Here is a 16,580-nt window from a genome sequence, read left to right as displayed (position 1 = left end):
ATCAGAAAACGACCAGCGATGCGCTTTATCTTACTCTGTCCTTCGATGCAATAAAAAAAGGCGCTTTCGCGCCTTTTTATTCATATCGGGTCAGCTTTTCCCCAACAGGGTGCCCAGATCGTCCGTCTTGGTGTGACGCACGTCCTTGCCCTTGACGTAATAGACGATGTATTCGCAGATGTGCTGGCAGCGATCACCCACCCGCTCGATGGCCCGCGCCGCCCACAGCACGTTCAGCACCTGGGGGATGGTACGGGGATCTTCCATCATGTAGGTCATCAGTTCACGAATGATGGACTCGTACTCCCGATCCACCTTGTCATCTTCCTTGTAAACCGCCAGCGCCGCATCCAGATCCATGCGGGCGAAGGCGTCGAGCACGTCGTGCAGCATCTTGATGGTACGGCGGCCCATATTTTCGAGCGACACCAGCGGCGGCTGGGGCTTGTTGGCGTTGTCGGTCAGCATGCGGGCGATCTTGTCCGCCACATCGCCAATACGCTCCAGATCCGTGATGGTCTTGATGATGGCCATCACCAGCCGCAAGTCGGAGGCGGTGGGCTGACGCTTGGCGATGATGCGGGTGCACTCCTCGTCGATGGCCACTTCCATCGCGTTCACCTTGTGGTCGTTGGCGACGATCTTGCGCGCCGCTTCCAGATCCTGATCGTGGATGGCCGCGATGGCGTCGGTGAGCTGCTGCTCCACCATGCCGCCCATCACCAGCACCTGGTTGCGCACTCCCTCCAGCTCGGCATTGAACTGACCGGAGATATGTTTGTTGAGGTTCATATTGTCCATACAAATAATCCTTGTTGCTCCGATTATGCCCTAGCCGTTGCACTGACCGGTAATCTGTTTGTTGATGCTCATCTTGCTCATCCTCATGGCTCCGGTCAGGCCTTAGCCGTAACGGCCGGTGATGTAGTCTTCGGTCTTCTTCTTGGCCGGGGTGGTGAAGATGGTGTTGGTGTCCGAGTACTCGATGAGCTCGCCCATGTACATGAAGGCGGTCTGATCCGACACCCGCGCCGCCTGTTGCATGTTGTGGGTGACGATCACCACGGTGAACTGGCTCTTGAGCTCGTTGATCAGCTCCTCGATGGTGAGGGTGGAGATGGGATCGAGCGCCGAGGTGGGTTCATCGAGCAGCAGTACTTCCGGCTCGATGGCGATGGCCCGGGCAATCACCAGACGCTGCTGCTGACCACCGGAAAGGCCGAAGGCGTTGTCGTGCAGACGATCCTTCACCTCCTCCCACAGGGCCGCGCCGCGCAGGGAGCGCTCGGCCGCGTCATCCAGGGTACGCCGATCGTTGATGCCCTGCAGGCGCAGGCCGTAGACCACGTTCTCGTAGATGGACTTGGGGAAGGGGTTCGGACGCTGGAACACCATGCCCACCTGACGACGCAGGGCGGAGACATCGACGCTCTTGTCGTAAATGTTGTGGCCGTGCAGCTGGATCTCGCCATCGATGCGGCAGCTTTCGACCAGATCGTTCATCCGGTTGATGCAGCGCAGCAAGGTGGACTTGCCACAGCCGGACGGGCCGATAAAGGCGGTCACCTGCCCTTTCGGGATCTTCATGTTGACGTTGAACAGCGCCTGCTTGCTGCCGTAGTACAGGTTGAGATCCTTCACTTCCAGCGCAGTCTGGGCCGGGCTCAGGTTGAGCAGATCCAGCGTGGTGTGCTGGCTCGACGGTGTCGTTACGTTGATCATCTGTTACCTCAAAAACGCTCTGGGGTGGCTGGCCTCCGTTGTGCCAGCGACCGGGATCCTCGGGTGGCGGCCATGGCCTCTTTTGTCAGAGTGCCATCGACCGCCTGGTCTGTTCTGGGTGGCCGGATTAATGTTCCAGCGACCGGAATTTCTCATGCAGGTGGTTGCGAATGCCTGTGATGTCCGTCAGGTTCATCATCAATGCTCCAAAGAACGGAACTTCTCCCGCAAGTGGTTGCGAATACCGATGGCCGTCAGGTTGAGGCCGACGATCACCGTCACCAGCAGGAACGAGGTGGCATACACCAGCGGTCGCGCCGCCTCGACGTTGGGGCTCTGGAAGCCGACGTCGTAGATGTGGAAGCCCAGGTGCATGAACTTGCGCTCCACGTGCAGGTACGGGAAGTTGCCATCCATCGGCAGGGTCGGCGCCAGTTTCACCACCCCCACCAGCATCAAGGGGGCCACTTCACCGGCTGCACGGGCAATCGCCAGAATGAGGCCGGTCATGATGGCCGGGCTCGCCATCGGCAGCACGATGCGCCACAGAGTCTCGGCCTGGGTGGCCCCCAGCGCCAGAGAGCCCTGGCGAATAGTGCTGGGGATCCGGGCCAGCCCCTCTTCAGTGGAAACGATCACTACCGGCAGGGTCAGGATGGCCAGGGTCAGCGCCGACCAGATGACACCGGGAGAGCCAAAGGTCGGGCTCGGCAGCGCTTCCGGATAGAAGAGCGCATCGATGGAACCGCCCAGGGTGTAGACGAAGAAGCCCAGACCAAACACGCCGTAAACGATGGAGGGCACGCCCGCCAGGTTGATCACCGCGATGCGGATGATCTTGGTCAGGCTGTTCTTGCCCGCGTACTCGTGCAGGTAGACCGCCGCCACCACGCCGAGCGGGGTCACGATGATCGCCATCAGGAACACCATGAAGACGGTGCCGAAGATGGCCGGGAAGACGCCGCCCTCGGTGTTCGCCTCACGGGGATCGTCGGAGATGAACTTGCCGATTTGATGGAACCAGTAACCGGTCTTGGCGAGCAGGCTCATGTCGTTGGGCCACACCACGTCCAGCACCTTGGACATGGGCATGGTCACCAGCTCGCCACGCATGTCCTTGACGGTGATGCTATCTCTGTCCGCCTGGGCACGCAGGGAGAAGAGCTCCTTCTCCAGCACCTGATAGCGATCGTTCAGCGCCTGGCGCTCGCTCGCCAGCTGGGCCTTGAGCTCGTCGGTCAGCTGATCATCCAGCTCGGCCTTGCGCTCTTTCAGACGCAGCCGCTCCAGCTGATAGTTGATGCTGCCGATGTCCCCTTTTTGCAGGTCATTGGCCTGTTCAGAGAGCCCGTTGGCGCGGGCCAGCACACGCTGCAGGGCCGGGTGCAGATCTGCAGTCAGCTCGCGACCATCCTCCTTCACCCCGACGATGTAGCCGTAGAAGTTGCCGTTGGTGGCGCGCTCCACCATGGCGAGTTCGGCAGGTTGGGTCTGGGACTTGATGTCGGTCTCCAGCACCCAGCGAAAATCGAGGTCAACGAACTCGCGGTTGCCGGTCTTGACCAGATAGCGGGTCAGCAGCTCGCGCTCTTCTCCTTCCAGCGGCAGGCCGGCGGCCCGCAGCCGCTCCACCGGCACCAGCTCGCGATCGTTGATCTCGCCGATCAGCACGCTCTTGTTGCCATTGGCATCGATCAGCTGCCACTCATAGATGGGGTGAGGCCAGAAGTAGACCAGACCGCGCCAGCCGATGAGCAGCAACAGACCCAGTACCGCGACCAGACTCAGACTGACGGCACCGCCGGTCATCCAGATCCAGGGGGCCCCTGATTTAAACCACTTACCCATTGTCATTCCTTGGTCCTTACAGAGAGCTGTATTTTTCACGCAACCGCTGACGGATGAACTCGGCCAGGGTGTTGAACAAGAAGGTGAACACGAACAGGACGAAGGCCGCGAGGAACAGCACCCGATAGTGGGAGCTGCCCACTTCCGACTCCGGCATCTCCACCGCGATGTTGGCGGCCAGGGTGCGCAGCCCCTGGAACATGGAGAAGTCCATGATGGGAGTATTGCCGGTGGCCATCAGCACTATCATGGTCTCGCCCACGGCGCGGCCAAGGCCCATCATCACCGCCGAGAAGATGCCCGGGCTCGCGGTCAGGATCACCACCCGGCTCAGGGTCTGCCACGGCGTGGCACCGAGGGCCAGGGATCCCTGGGTCAGATGCTTGGGCACCGAGAAGACGGCGTCTTCGGCGATGGAGAAGATGGTGGGGATAACCGCAAAGCCCATGGCAATACCGACCACCAGGGAGTTGCGCTGATCAAACTTGATACCCATGTCATGGGTCAGCCAGATCCGGGAATCGCCGTGCATGAAGGCGTTCTCGATGAGCGGGCTCACCGCGAAGGCCCCCCAGCCGATGAAAAGCAGCACAGGGATCAGCAGGATGGCGTGCCACCCCTCCGGCAACCAGGACTTGCCGCGCTCCGGCAGATAGTTCCATACCAACGCAGTGAGCAGCATCCCCATGGGTAGCAGGATGAGCAGCAGTACCACGCCGGGCAGGGCCCCTTCTATGATGGGCGCTAGCCACAGACCAGCCAGGAAGCCCAGGATAACGGTCGGCAGCGCCGCCATGATCTCGACTGTCGGCTTGACGTATTTGCGCAGCCCCGCCGACATGAAGTAGGCGGTGTAGATGGCGCCAGCAACGCCGAGCGGTACCGCAAACACCATGGCGTAGAAGGAGGCCTTGAGGGTACCGAACACCAGCGGCACCAGGCTCAGCTTGGCTTCGAAGTCGTTGCTGGCGGAGGTGGACTGCCACACATACTGGGGCTCGGGGTAGCCTTCATACCACACCTGTTGCCACAGGGCGGACCAGGTTACCTCGGGGTGATCGTTCTCGACGGCAAACAGCTTGAGCGTCTCGCCCTGCTGCATCAGCAACAGATTGTGACGCGGCGAAATGGCCAGGGCAGAGAGCTCGCCCCCTTCCACCTTCTCGCTCAGCAGCTTGCTCTCGCCGGTAGCGTGGAAGAAATTGATGTCGCCCTTCTTGTCGGCACTGATGAAGCCCTTGCGAAAATGTTCCGGCGTCAGCAGGTCGACGGCGCCGTCACTCTTGAAATCACGGATCTGGGTGAATTCACGTTTGCCATCTTTGGCCACTTCGAACCACTGGGAGATGACGCCGTTGTCGTTGCCCACCAGCAATGAAGAAGCGCCGGAGAGCAGATCAATTCGGGTCACGTTGGCATTGGGGGCATTGACCTCCATGACATCGCGCAGGGAGATCTCGCTCAGGTTGTGGATGTCATAGACGGAGAGACGGTTGCCCTCGCGCACGAACAGGATGCGCAGGTTGGGAGTCAGCAACATCTGATCCACATGGCGCGGCAGGGAGGGAATGCTGTAGTTCTGGGTGCTCCACTCCACCTCGCCGGAAAGGAAGTTCTCCTCACCACTCATCACCATCAGCACGCCGCGGCCATCTTCGGTCACGGCGGCAGCTGCCATCTTGTCCTTGGTGGCCTCGAACACCATACGCGAGAGCGCCTTGCCCTCGGGATCGATCACCATGGGTTCCTTGCCAAACGGATATTGCAGGCTGGGCTCGATGACGCGTACGTCCTTGGGATAGGAGACCTTGAAGTAGGGCTGCACCACCTGGGCCTTACCATCGGCAAAGCCATAGGCGATGAACTTCTGGCCCGGCGCCGGTGCGGCCACGGTCGTGACCTCTCCTGCGACCCGATCCTGGCCCAGTATCTGGCCAACCTTGACCTCTCCTTCAGCCTGGAGGGCGAAGAAGTCGACCTGCCCCTTGTCGCTGAAGCGGTAGCCGATCTCGTTCTGCTCTTCGACGCCGAGCCAGGCGGTCTTGCCCTCGACAGGCAGCGAAAATGAGGCGGTCGGTTCCATGGAAGCGCCATTGAAGATGGGCTTCACCACATAGAGCAGATAGAAGAAAATAAGCAGCAGGGCCACCAGTACCAGGGCTCCCCCCGTGGTGACCCCGTATTTGGCCAACTTATCCTTGATACGGCGCTTTCTGCTGCCCGCCATACCTAAGTTTATCGATTCCGATGACATGCAAGACCTCAATGTGAGCTAGGCTTGGCGGCATTATATGGCGGTTGCATGACAGTTTTGTTACATGGAAACCGCTTTTACAACGGCAGTAGGAGGGGATTTTACAGCATCGAAGGTGGGTCAGGTTTTACCCACATTGGCAAGGCTAACAGGCTGTTTGAAAAGGTATAATTGACAAGCGTCGCGTGGGAGGCTGGAGGCAACCTCCCCCCTACGGGTCAGCTGGATGAGCCGATGGATTGTTGCAATGCCTGCTTGGCGGCTTTCTTCTCGGCGCGGCGGCGCTTGAAAAAGGCCGACAACTGAGCCGAGCAGGCCTCTGCCAGCACCTCCCCTGTCAATTCCACCCTGTGGTTATGACGCGGGTCCTGCAGGATCTCGAACACAGAGCCAGCCGCCCCCGTCTTCAGATCCCGCGCTCCGTACACCACCCGCTTGACCCGGCTATGAATGAGGGCGCCGGCGCACATGCAGCAAGGCTCCAGAGTCACATAGAGGGTGGTATCCAGCAGGCGGTAGTTCTCAAGGCGCTGTCCGGCGGCGCGGATGGCCATCACTTCGGCATGAGCGCAGGCATCGTGCTCGCTGATGGAGTGGTTCCAGCCCTCCCCGATCACCTCATTACCCAACACCAGCACGGCCCCGACCGGGATCTCGCCGATCCCTTCGGCTCTGGCCGCCAATGCCATGGCGTGACGCATCCAGTGTTCGTCCTGCTCTGCCTGTGCCAGCTCTGTCGGTGTTTGCACTGCGGCGACTGCTGATGGTTCCACCCATGCCTCTCTTGATTGATTGCTATGTCTCTGCCCCGGCTCGAAGCACCTTTCACAATAGACGCCCATGACGGGACGGCGATTATGCCAAATCCGGCCGCAAGGCCCAAGTTGCATCTTGGTTGCACAAGAAAGAAGCAGTCGGCATCTCTATGATAAAAAAGGAGTTGCACCCATAGCGCCAGAACATTAGACTTCCTCCCCGTCAGCTCAGACTGACCTTGTCGGCGTGTAGCGCAGCCAGGTAGCGCACTGTCATGGGGTGTCAGGGGTCGGAGGTTCAAATCCTCTCACGCCGACCATCATTCCCCGAAATAGCCCAGTCAAACGACTGGGCTATTTTTTTGCCCGCAGTTTCTATCGACTGCCATCCTCACTTCGCAGGAACAAAAAACATACAGAACCGCTTGAATCTTTCATGTGAACTCATTAATATGCGCGACTTTCCGCCGGTAGCGAGACAAGGAGGTGGAAAATCGGTGAAGGGATCACACACCGGCTTGCGTTCAACCAAGGACCAAGCATGAAACAGACCACAGAGACCAGCCCCACCATCGCGCTTTTTACCGTCCCCCAAGACACCACCTGCCCCGCTGCACATGAAGATGTGCAGGTCATTCAACTGGATGTGATCGATCTGGCAGAGCCGGAAGAGGAGTACTAATCCCTTCCGGGGACATCGCCATGCACTTCACGACAGGCCTTTATGGCCTTTTTTCCCCCGATTTGAGAGTGTGCACACAAAAAACGACAAATCACTACATCGGTATATAATCGCAGGATTATCCACCAATATGTCGCCCCCCTGCTCTCCTGACATTTTTCTCATCACCTGATACAAACCTACGTTATTGCCCTTCACTTTCCACCAGGATGGCAACCTGCGCCATTCATACCCATTAATGGTCATTTAGTTTAAAACAGACGTTCATCAGCAATAGCCAGAAAGGCCTGAGGCTGCATAGAGGCTTTCAAACTAAATTAATACAACTGTTTTTCAAAAGCTTGGAGTAAGGTCGGGATTTGTTTTTGCATTTGTAATTTTATTACGTAATAAATTACATGGCATGCCTGTTTTCACCAGACCGAATTACCCATCACCCCGCGATGAAAAGCAGAAGCATAACCATCTGCGTAGAGCTTTTATACCAACCACATAAATCATTAAAAAACATAAAGTTAATCATCACCCAAAAACGGGCGTTTAAAAAAAGTTGTTGACGCAATCGGCAATATTTCGCACCGTATGAAACGTGTTATCCCGTTGTTACGGGAAGATTACAGGAACAGGGATCGACTTTAGTCGTAGTTAATAAGTTCAAAATGTAATTCTCAAAGGAGTGAATCTTATGTCGGCACCAGCCCAGACCCACTGCAGCGCACGCCTTCGCATCCAGGGCGCCATGCTTCCCGATTACGCGCAAATCCTGACGCCGGACGCAGTGGCCCTGGTATCCGAACTGGTGGAACGTTTTGCCCCCCAGCGGGACGAATTGCTGAAACAACGTGTGGCCCGTCAGGCTCGCATCGATGGCGGTGAGCTGCCGGACTTCCTGCCGGAGACTGCCCACATCCGCGAGGGAAACTGGACCATTCGTGGCACCCCCGCTGACCTGCAGGATCGCCGCGTGGAGATCACCGGCCCGGTCGAGCGCAAGATGGTGATCAACGCCCTCAACGCCAACGTCAAGGTCTTCATGGCTGACTTCGAAGACTCCCTGGCGCCGGCCTGGAACAAGGTGATCGAGGGTCAAATCAACCTGCGCGATGCGGTGAATGGCACCATTGCCTATACCAGCCCCGAGGGCAAGGCTTATACCCTCAATGCCGATCCGGCCGTGCTCATCTGCCGGGTGCGCGGTCTGCACCTGCCGGAGAAACATGTCACCTTCGATGGAGCCCCCATCCCCGGCGGCCTGTTCGACTTCGCCCTCTATTTCCTGCACAACTATCAGGCGCTGCTGGCTAAAGGCTCCGGCCCCTATTTCTACGTGCCCAAGCTGCAGAGCCACCTCGAAGGGCGCTGGTGGAGCGAGGTGTTCGCCTGGACCGAAGACAAGTTCGGCCTGCCCCGCGGCACCATCAAGGCCACCGTGCTGATCGAGACCCTGCCGGCGGTGTTCGAGATGGACGAACTGCTCTATCAGATGAAGGATCACATCGTCGCCCTCAACTGCGGCCGCTGGGACTACATCTTCAGCTACATCAAGACGCTCAAGAATCACCCGGATCGCGTCCTGCCGGATCGCCAGGTAGTGACCATGGACAAGCCGTTCCTCTCCGCCTACTCGCGTCTGCTCATCAAGACCTGTCACAAGCGCGGCGCCCTCGCCATGGGCGGCATGGCGGCCTTTATTCCGGCCAAGGATCCGGCGGTCAACGAACAAGTCTTTGCCAAGGTGCATGCCGACAAGCAGCGTGAAGCCGATAACGGCCACGACGGCACCTGGGTCGCCCACCCGGGGCTGGCCGATACCGCTATGGCGGTGTTCAACGCCGCCATCCCGGCCGGTGCACAGAACCAGATCGGCGTGCTGCGTGAAGAGGATGCCCCCATTACTGCCGCCGACCTGCTGGCCCCCTGCGAGGGCGAGCGCACCGAAGCTGGCATGCGCACCAACATCCGGGTTGCCCTGCAGTATCTGGAGGCCTGGATCAACGGTAACGGCTGCGTACCCATCTACGGCCTGATGGAAGATGCCGCCACCGCCGAGATCTCCCGCACCTCCATCTGGCAATGGATCCGCCACGGCAAGAGCCTCTCCAACGGCCAGGTGGTGACCAAGGATCTGTTCCGCCAGATGCTGGCCGAAGAGCAGGAGGTGGTCAAACGCGAAGTGGGTGAGGCCCGCTGGCAGGCTGGTCGCTTTGCCGAGGCGAGCGAGCTGATGGAGCAGATCACCTGCGCTGATACCCTGATCGATTTTCTGACGCTGCCCGGTTACGAGCGGCTCTGAATCACGGGCCCCGGAGGGGGCTCGCCAATAACAAGTCAATGGAAACGTGAAATCAATGAAAGAGGGAACTGATATGGCACTGACCCGTGAGCAACAGATCCAGGCTATCGAGAAAGACTGGGCCCAAAACCCCCGCTGGAAAGGGATCAAGCGCGGCTACAGCGCCGAGGACGTGGTGAACCTGCGCGGCAGCTTGCAGCCGCAGCACACCCTGGCCCAACGCGGCGCCGACAAACTGTGGGAACTGATCCACGGCGAGGCCAAAAAAGGTTACGTGAACTGCCTCGGCGCCCTGACCGGCGGCCAGGCGGTGCAGCAGGCCAAAGCCGGCATCGAGGCCATCTACCTCTCCGGCTGGCAGGTCGCGGCGGACAATAACCTCTCCTCCACCATGTATCCGGATCAGTCCCTCTATCCGGCCAACTCGGTGCCGTCGGTGGTGGAGCGCATCAACAACTCCTTCGCCCGTGCCGACCAGATCCAGTGGGCCAACAAGGTAGGGCCGCAGGATGAGGGCTTCATCGACTACTTCCTGCCCATAGTGGCAGATGCCGAAGCCGGTTTTGGTGGAGTGCTGAACGCCTTCGAACTGATGAAGGGAATGATCGAGGCAGGCGCCGCCGGCGTTCACTTCGAAGATCAGCTGGCTTCCGTGAAAAAATGCGGCCACATGGGTGGCAAGGTGCTGGTCCCGACCCAGGAAGCGGTGCAGAAACTGGTGGCAGCCCGTCTGGCAGCCGACGTCTGCGGCACCACTACTCTGGTGATCGCTCGTACCGACGCCAACGCGGCCGACCTGCTGACCACGGATGCGGATCCTTATGATGCCGACTTCCTGACCGGTGAGCGCACTGCCGAAGGCTTCTACAAGGTACGTGCCGGCATCGATCAGGCGATTGCCCGTGGTCTGGCCTACGCCCCCTACGCCGACATGGTGTGGTGTGAAACCGCCAAACCGGATCTGGACGAGGCACGCAAGTTTGCCGAAGCGATCAAGGCCAAGTTCCCGGATCGCATCCTGGCCTACAACTGCTCCCCGAGCTTTAACTGGAAGAAGAACCTGGACGATGCCACCATCGCCCGCTTCCAGCAGGAGCTGTCCGACATGGGTTACAAGTACCAGTTCATCACCCTGGCAGGCATCCACAACATGTGGTTCCACATGTACGAGCTGGCCTACCAATACGCCCGTGGCGAAGGGATGAAGCACTATGTCGAGATGGTGCAGCAGCCCGAGTTTGCCGCTGCCGAGCGTGGCTACACCTTCGTGGCGCACCAGCAGGAAGTGGGGACCGGTTACTTTGACAAGGTGACCACCGTCATCCAGGGTGGCCAATCCTCGGTGACCGCTTTAACGGGTTCCACCGAAGAGGATCAGTTCCACTGATCATCTGACGGCAGCAATCAAAAACCCCGGCCTGATGCCGGGGTTTCTTTTTGTCCGCTTGCCAGCTCACACCAAAGAGAGTCACCAAACGTGACGGGGGTATCAGAGCTCGAGGATCTCTTTGACGAAGGGGATGGTGAGCTTTCGCTTGGCGCGAAATGAGGCGTTGTCGAGCTGATTGAGGGTAGTGAGCAGGGTGCGCATGTCGCGGGAGAGGCGGTTTAGCAGGAAACGACCCACGTCGATGGGCAGTTTGAAGCCCCGCAGCTCGGCACGCAGCTGCAGGGCACTGAGCTTGCCTTCATCATCCAGCTCATCGAGATGGAAACTTACCCCCCAGTCGAGGCGGGAGGCGAGATCCGGCAGTTGCAGCCCCAGTTTGCGCGGCGCACTGCAGCCGGTCACGATGAGGGTTCCCTCGCCCTTCTCCTTCCAACGATTGTAAAAATCGAACAGGGCGCGCTCCCACAAGGCATTGCCGGCGATGGCTTCCAGGCTGTCGAGACAGACCAGCGGCAGGCTCTCGAGGGCATCCAGCATGCTGGGATCCAGCTGTTCGAACTGATCGAGGGAGAGATAGGCAGCGGCTGCGTCGCGGGCGTTGACCTCGGCACAGGTCGCATGGAGCAGGTGGGAACGCCCCGACCCCTTGGCTCCCCAGAAATAGAGGAAAGGTGCCCCCTGACCAATGGCCGCATTTTTGAGGGCGGTGATCAGATGAGCATTGTTGCCGGGATAAAAACTGACGAAGGTTTCATCGTCCGGTAGTTGTACGGCTAAAGACAGTTGGGCCGGTTGCTTCACTCGTTAGGCTTTGACTGTGACATTTGCTACCAAGTGTATCATCGCCGGGCCGGATAGAGAACCGCCCGGACAAGCCGGGCGGTATACAAAAGCCTTATAAAATCAGGGCTGCGACCATTGGTAACGCAATGCGCTGCCATTATCGTCAACCCGATGCAGGCGGCTCTCGAGCTGAAGCATGCGGGCCAACTCGGCCTGATCACCCTGCAGGGTGAAATTGAAGGTGACCTGGTCCCCTTCCAGTTTGCCAATCTCTACCTTGCTCACGTTGGCCATCCCCTGCAGCATCTTCTGCACGGCGATCATGCTGTCCACGTCGGAGAGCCCACTCACCACCAGACTCTGGCTGGAGGCCGGCCCCGAGACGCGAGCACCATAGTTTTTCACCAACCAGCCTGCCAGGGTATCGGCAAAGCCCTGTGCCACCTCGGCCTGGGAGCCAGCACCATTGCCCCGGGTCAGCTCGGCCACCTCACCACCGGCCTTGGGTCCGTAGAGACCCCAGTCGATGTTCCACTTCTCCCCTTCCGGCGTCAGCTTGCCCAACACCACCATCTCGGCGCCATAGCGCTGACTCGCCTTGAGGATGGGATCGGCGAAACGGCCCCACACATCGGTCGCACTGACTGCCATGTTGTCGTCCAGATCCATCAGCGGAATACTGACTGGCAGCCCCAGTGTCTGGGCCTGTTCACGCAGGGCCCTGGCCCAACCATCGGCGGATTGATCCGCAAGCAGGCGGCGCTCCCCCTGATCCACTACCAGCCAGATCGCCACCTGGGGGCGAACCGGGCCCAGCAGGGCATACTGGCTGTCGGCCACCAGCCGGTTGACCTTGTCGCTCTTGAATTCGGCCTTCAGATACTTGACCGAATCCAGATCCTGATAGCCGTAGCTCTTTACATAGTCGCCGGGAGCCGCCAACGCCTTGGCTACCGCTGGCTGGCTGAGGATGTCCCGCTTGCCGGTCACCTTGACCAGAACTTCTCCCAACGCCTGGGACTGGGCCGCCGTCATATCGCCGCTGGTGGGCGCCTTGCCCTGATAGAGATCGGTCACCTGGGCGGCAGAGGCCATGAAGGAGAGACCGCAACAAAGAGCGGTGATTGCGCGTTTGAACATGAATATCATCTCGAACTGGGAGCCTGTGGCTATGGTAGCGGCAAGGCGCGCCATGCAGCAAGGCTGCCAGAAACAACAGAGCCGGCAGAACGCCGGCTCGGAATGCCGCTCACCCGAACAGGGGCGGCTGATTGCATCGGCTTACTTGGTGCCGAAGATCTTGTCACCGGCATCGCCCAGGCCCGGGACGATATAGCCCTTCTCGTTCAGCCCCTTGTCGATGGAGGCACAGAACAGCTCCACGTCCGGGTGAGCGGCTTCCAGCGCCTTGATCCCTTCCGGGGCGGCAACCAGCACCAGCACCTTGATGGAGTGGCAGCCTTTCTTTTTCAGCAGGTCGATGGTGGCGATCATGGAGCCGCCGGTGGCCAGCATGGGGTCGATAACCAGGGCCAGACGCTCGTCGATGTTGCTGACGATCTTCTCGAAGTAAGGCACCGGCTGCAGGGTCTCTTCATCGCGGTAGATGCCGACCACGCTGACGCGAGCGCTCGGCATGTGCTCCAGCACGCCGTCCATCATGCCCAGACCGGCACGCAGGATGGGCACGACTGTGACCTTCTTGCCCTTGATCTGGTCAACTTCTACTGGCCCATTCCAGCCATCGATGGTAACCTTCTCCGTTTCGAAGTCAGAGGTCGCTTCGTAGGTCAGCAAACTGCCCACTTCTTTGGCCAGTTCACGGAAACGCTTGGTGCTGATATCGCCTTCACGCATCAGACCGATCTTGTGTTTGACCAGGGGATGTTTGACTTCAACGACTTTCATTATTATCTCCTCTAACTGCCGCAAAAAAATCGCGGAATCATACAACAAAAGCCGCCGCTTGTAGAGTTTTTCCGCGCAAAAATGCGCAAACGATTTCCTTTCTGGTTTTTCCCCCGCACTGCTAGAATACGCCCCGAATTTTACCCTCCACTTCTTCACATGACGGGGAATACTCGTGACAGACAAAACCTCACTGAGCTACAAGGATGCTGGCGTGGATATCGATGCCGGCAATGCACTGGTTGAACGTATCAAGGGCGTGTCCAAACGCACTCGTCGTCCTGAAGTCCTTGGTGGTCTTGGCGGCTTTGGGGCCTTGTGTCAAATCCCTGCGGGCTACAAGGAGCCGGTGCTGGTCTCCGGCACTGATGGGGTGGGCACCAAGCTGCGCCTGGCCATCGATCTGAAAAAACACGACACCGTGGGCATCGATCTGGTGGCCATGTGCGTCAACGATCTCATCGTGCAGGGTGCCGAGCCCCTGTTCTTCCTCGACTACTACGCCACCGGCAAGCTGGATGTGGACACCGCCGCCGCCGTGGTCACCGGCATCGGTGAAGGTTGCGAGCAGTCAGGCTGCGCCCTGGTGGGCGGCGAAACCGCCGAGATGCCGGGCATGTATGAGGGGGATGACTACGACATCGCCGGTTTCTGCGTCGGCGTGGTCGAGAAGAGTGAAATCATCGACGGCAGCAAGGTCGGCGAAGGGGATGCCCTGATCGCCCTGGCCGCCAGCGGCCCCCACTCCAACGGCTTCTCCCTCATTCGCAAGATCCTGGAAGTCTCCCAGGCCGACGTGCATCAGCCGCTGGGTGACACCACTCTGGCCAATGCCCTGCTGGAGCCGACCCGTATCTATGTGAAATCGGTGCTCAAGCTCATCAAGGAGTGCGAGATCCACGCTCTGTCCCACATCACCGGCGGCGGCTTCTGGGAAAACATCCCGCGCGTTCTGCCAGCCAACACCAAGGCGGTCATTGACGAGCAGAGCTGGCAGTGGCCGGCGGTGTTCAGCTGGCTGCAAGAGGCCGGCAACGTGACCCGTCACGAGATGTATCGCACCTTCAACTGCGGCGTCGGCATGATCATCGCCCTGCCGGCAGATCAGCTTGAAAAAGCGCTGACCCTGCTCAAGGCCGAAGGCGAGAACGCCTGGCACATCGGCCATATCGCCAAGGCGGCCGATGGCGAGGAGCAGGTCATCATCCAATGATGCGGATCCTGGTCCTTATCTCCGGCAGCGGCAGCAACCTGCAGGCGATTCTCGACAGTTGCGCCGCTGGCAAGATTGCCGGGGAAGTGGTTGGCGTCATTAGCAACAAGGCCGATGCCTATGGTCTGGTGCGCGCCAGGGAAGCCGGTGTGGCCACCAGCATCCTCGCCCAGCAGCAGTTTGCCGACCGGGCGGAGTATGACGCCGCCCTGCTGGCACTGATGGAGGACTATCAGCCCGATCTGGTGGTGCTGGCCGGGTTTATGCGGATCCTGAGTGCCGATCTGGTGCGTCACTTCGCCGGGAAGATGATCAACATCCATCCCTCCCTGCTGCCCAAGTATCAGGGGCTGCATACCCATCAGCGCGCCATCGACGCCGGTGACAACGAACACGGCGCCAGCGTCCACTTCGTCACCGAAGAACTCGACGGCGGCCCGGTGATCCTGCAGGCCCACGTCCCCATCTTTGAGGGGGATGAGGCTGATGAAGTGGCAGCAAGGGTACAGGCCCAGGAGCACAGCATCTACCCGCTGGTGGTGCAGTGGTTCTGTCAGGGCAGGTTGCGGATGCAGGAGGGCGCCGCCTTCCTGGATGGCACACGGCTCGGCCCGGCGGGACATGCCTGCGAGTAACCGCTAACTGCAGCAGTAAAACGCAACAAGGGAGGCTTTGGCCTCCCTTGTCATTTCTGCATACCCGAACAATGGCTGCATTAATTCAAAGCTGTTCACGACCTGTCGCGAGAAACCGTCAGCAAGGTCACAAGCCGCTCAGGAACCGGAGCGTATGGACATACGTGAGCACTCTTTGCTGCACATAAGCGAGCAGCACATGAGCCTTGATCACGGCTTCGCAGCAAGATCGTGGACTGGTTTACACCGGATTATCGATATCGATAAAGGTCACGTCCAGCCCGTGCACGGTGGCCAGCCACTCCCCCAGCGCCTTGACGCCGTAACGCTCGGTGGCGTGATGACCGGCGGCGTAGAAGTGCATCCCCATCTCGCGGGCGGTATGGATGGTCTGCTCGGACGCTTCGCCGGAGATGAAGGCATCAATGCCCTGCTCCGCCGCCAGATTGATGTAGCTCTGGCCGCCGCCGGTGCACCAGGCCACGGAGCGAATAAGCTCGGGGCCGCTGTCACCGCAATGGAGTGGCTCGCGGCCAAGGCGCTCGGCGATGAGCCTGGCAAAATCGGCTCCGCTCATGGGCTCTTCCAGCTTGCCCACCATGGCGACGCTCTTGCTGTTCCAGGGCTCCAGCCCGCGGCGCACCTTGATGCCCAGCAACTGGGCCAACTGGGCGTTGTTGCCCACCTCGGGATGCACGTCCAGCGGCAGGTGATAGGCGAACAGGTTGATGTCGTGGGTCAGCAGGGTCTTGATGCGGCGCTGCTTCATGCCGGTGATCTGGGCCGGCTCGCCGCTCCAGAAGTAGCCGTGATGGACCAGGATGGCATCGGCGTTGGCGGCCACCGCCGCATCGATCAGGGCCTGGCTGGCGGTGACGCCGGTTACCACCTTGCGAATGCGCTCACGCCCCTCCACCTGCAGGCCATTGGGACAGTAATCCTTGATGGCGTGCGGTTCGAGCAGATGATTGAGTACGGTTTCGAGTTTTCGATGAGAGATCATAAGGGTCCCTTATTAAGGCTCGAGCCCCTGTTTTACCAATAAAAACAGGGCCCAGGCTCAAAGCGCCAAGGGCCCCATGATAATCGAGCCGGGC

Annotated in this window: 14 protein-coding genes and 1 tRNA gene; 6 read left to right on the top strand and 9 right to left on the bottom strand. The window is 59.6% G+C overall.

Annotation, left to right across the window (positions count from 1 at the left end):
• Nucleotides 1-90 precede the first annotated feature (90 nt).
• The 5 genes from phoU to tadA form a co-directional block, all read right to left on the bottom strand.
• A complete protein-coding gene (gene phoU / locus BN1123_RS03895; protein WP_042025462.1) occupies nucleotides 91-801 on the bottom strand; it encodes a phosphate signaling complex protein PhoU in 711 nt (236 codons plus the stop codon).
• Nucleotides 802-903: 102 nt separating this feature from the next.
• Nucleotides 904-1,722 carry a phosphate ABC transporter ATP-binding protein PstB gene (gene pstB / locus BN1123_RS03890; protein WP_042025461.1) on the bottom strand — a complete coding sequence of 273 codons (819 nt, stop codon included), beginning with the start codon at nucleotides 1,720-1,722 and terminating at the stop codon, nucleotides 904-906.
• 198 nt (nucleotides 1,723-1,920) lie between these two features.
• Nucleotides 1,921-3,570: a phosphate ABC transporter permease PstA gene (gene pstA, locus BN1123_RS03885; RefSeq protein ID WP_042025460.1), complete on the bottom strand. Its 1,650-nt coding sequence runs from the start codon at nucleotides 3,568-3,570 to the stop codon at nucleotides 1,921-1,923.
• A gap of 16 nt (nucleotides 3,571-3,586) precedes the next feature.
• A complete protein-coding gene (locus BN1123_RS03880; protein WP_042025459.1) occupies nucleotides 3,587-5,824 on the bottom strand; it encodes an ABC transporter permease subunit in 2,238 nt (745 codons plus the stop codon).
• A 218-nt stretch (nucleotides 5,825-6,042) separates the two neighbouring features.
• Entirely contained in the window at nucleotides 6,043-6,597 is a 555-nt protein-coding gene (tadA, locus tag BN1123_RS03875; protein ID WP_042025457.1) for a tRNA adenosine(34) deaminase TadA, read from the bottom strand.
• 225 nt (nucleotides 6,598-6,822) lie between these two features.
• Between tadA and BN1123_RS03870 the strand changes: the two genes are divergently transcribed.
• From BN1123_RS03870 to aceA, 4 genes are all read left to right on the top strand, one after another.
• A tRNA-Pro gene (locus BN1123_RS03870) sits at nucleotides 6,823-6,899 on the top strand.
• 221 nt (nucleotides 6,900-7,120) lie between these two features.
• Nucleotides 7,121-7,261, top strand: a complete 141-nt coding sequence (locus tag BN1123_RS21630; RefSeq protein WP_197064441.1) for a hypothetical protein — start codon at nucleotides 7,121-7,123, stop codon at nucleotides 7,259-7,261.
• Nucleotides 7,262-7,946: 685 nt separating this feature from the next.
• Nucleotides 7,947-9,554 (top strand): malate synthase A, encoded by a 1,608-nt coding sequence (aceB, locus tag BN1123_RS03865; protein ID WP_082037455.1) that lies wholly within the window; start codon nucleotides 7,947-7,949, stop codon nucleotides 9,552-9,554.
• Between the two features lie 73 nt (nucleotides 9,555-9,627).
• Nucleotides 9,628-10,941 (top strand): isocitrate lyase, encoded by a 1,314-nt coding sequence (gene aceA / locus BN1123_RS03860; RefSeq protein ID WP_026456134.1) that lies wholly within the window; start codon nucleotides 9,628-9,630, stop codon nucleotides 10,939-10,941.
• A gap of 102 nt (nucleotides 10,942-11,043) precedes the next feature.
• Here aceA and hda read toward each other — a convergent pair whose 3' ends face one another.
• The 3 genes from hda to upp form a co-directional block, all read right to left on the bottom strand.
• Entirely contained in the window at nucleotides 11,044-11,745 is a 702-nt protein-coding gene (gene hda, locus BN1123_RS03855) for a DnaA inactivator Hda (protein WP_026456135.1), read from the bottom strand.
• A 102-nt stretch (nucleotides 11,746-11,847) separates the two neighbouring features.
• The gene (locus BN1123_RS03850) at nucleotides 11,848-12,867 is read right to left on the bottom strand and encodes a DUF2066 domain-containing protein (protein WP_042025550.1); all 1,020 of its coding nucleotides are present in this window, start codon (nucleotides 12,865-12,867) and stop codon (nucleotides 11,848-11,850) included.
• Nucleotides 12,868-13,008: 141 nt separating this feature from the next.
• Nucleotides 13,009-13,635: a uracil phosphoribosyltransferase gene (gene upp / locus BN1123_RS03845; protein WP_026456137.1), complete on the bottom strand. Its 627-nt coding sequence runs from the start codon at nucleotides 13,633-13,635 to the stop codon at nucleotides 13,009-13,011.
• A 175-nt stretch (nucleotides 13,636-13,810) separates the two neighbouring features.
• Here upp and purM point away from each other — a divergent pair, with 175 nt between their 5' ends.
• Entirely contained in the window at nucleotides 13,811-14,848 is a 1,038-nt protein-coding gene (gene purM / locus BN1123_RS03840) for a phosphoribosylformylglycinamidine cyclo-ligase (RefSeq protein ID WP_042025456.1), read from the top strand.
• On the top strand, nucleotides 14,845-15,483 hold the full coding sequence (gene purN / locus BN1123_RS03835) for a phosphoribosylglycinamide formyltransferase (protein WP_042025455.1): 639 nt from the start codon (nucleotides 14,845-14,847) through the stop codon (nucleotides 15,481-15,483). The genes purM and purN overlap by 4 nt, the downstream gene beginning before the upstream one ends.
• 241 nt (nucleotides 15,484-15,724) lie before the next feature.
• Here purN and BN1123_RS03830 read toward each other — a convergent pair whose 3' ends face one another.
• Nucleotides 15,725-16,486 carry a Nif3-like dinuclear metal center hexameric protein gene (locus BN1123_RS03830; protein ID WP_026457901.1) on the bottom strand — a complete coding sequence of 254 codons (762 nt, stop codon included), beginning with the start codon at nucleotides 16,484-16,486 and terminating at the stop codon, nucleotides 15,725-15,727.
• Nucleotides 16,487-16,580: the final 94 nt, after the last annotated feature.

Origin of the sequence: Aeromonas enteropelogenes, assembly GCF_000819845.1 — a bacterium.
In the GTDB taxonomy this organism is placed as follows: Bacteria; Pseudomonadota; Gammaproteobacteria; order Enterobacterales; family Aeromonadaceae; genus Aeromonas; species Aeromonas enteropelogenes.
This window is presented reverse-complemented; position numbering and strand designations above follow the sequence as displayed.

Coding starts and splice junctions, on each gene's coding strand:
- pstA (WP_042025460.1), bottom strand. CDS start 3,570: ATGGGTAAGTGGTTTAAATCAGGGGCCCCCTGGATCTGGATGACCGGC.
- aceB (WP_082037455.1), top strand. CDS start 7,947: ATGTCGGCACCAGCCCAGACCCACTGCAGCGCACGCCTTCGCATCCAG.
- BN1123_RS21630 (WP_197064441.1), top strand. CDS start 7,121: ATGAAACAGACCACAGAGACCAGCCCCACCATCGCGCTTTTTACCGTC.
- purN (WP_042025455.1), top strand. CDS start 14,845: ATGATGCGGATCCTGGTCCTTATCTCCGGCAGCGGCAGCAACCTGCAG.
- BN1123_RS03880 (WP_042025459.1), bottom strand. CDS start 5,824: ATGTCATCGGAATCGATAAACTTAGGTATGGCGGGCAGCAGAAAGCGC.
- upp (WP_026456137.1), bottom strand. CDS start 13,635: ATGAAAGTCGTTGAAGTCAAACATCCCCTGGTCAAACACAAGATCGGT.
- phoU (WP_042025462.1), bottom strand. CDS start 801: ATGGACAATATGAACCTCAACAAACATATCTCCGGTCAGTTCAATGCC.
- BN1123_RS03850 (WP_042025550.1), bottom strand. CDS start 12,867: ATGTTCAAACGCGCAATCACCGCTCTTTGTTGCGGTCTCTCCTTCATG.
- BN1123_RS03830 (WP_026457901.1), bottom strand. CDS start 16,486: ATGATCTCTCATCGAAAACTCGAAACCGTACTCAATCATCTGCTCGAA.
- aceA (WP_026456134.1), top strand. CDS start 9,628: ATGGCACTGACCCGTGAGCAACAGATCCAGGCTATCGAGAAAGACTGG.
- pstB (WP_042025461.1), bottom strand. CDS start 1,722: ATGATCAACGTAACGACACCGTCGAGCCAGCACACCACGCTGGATCTG.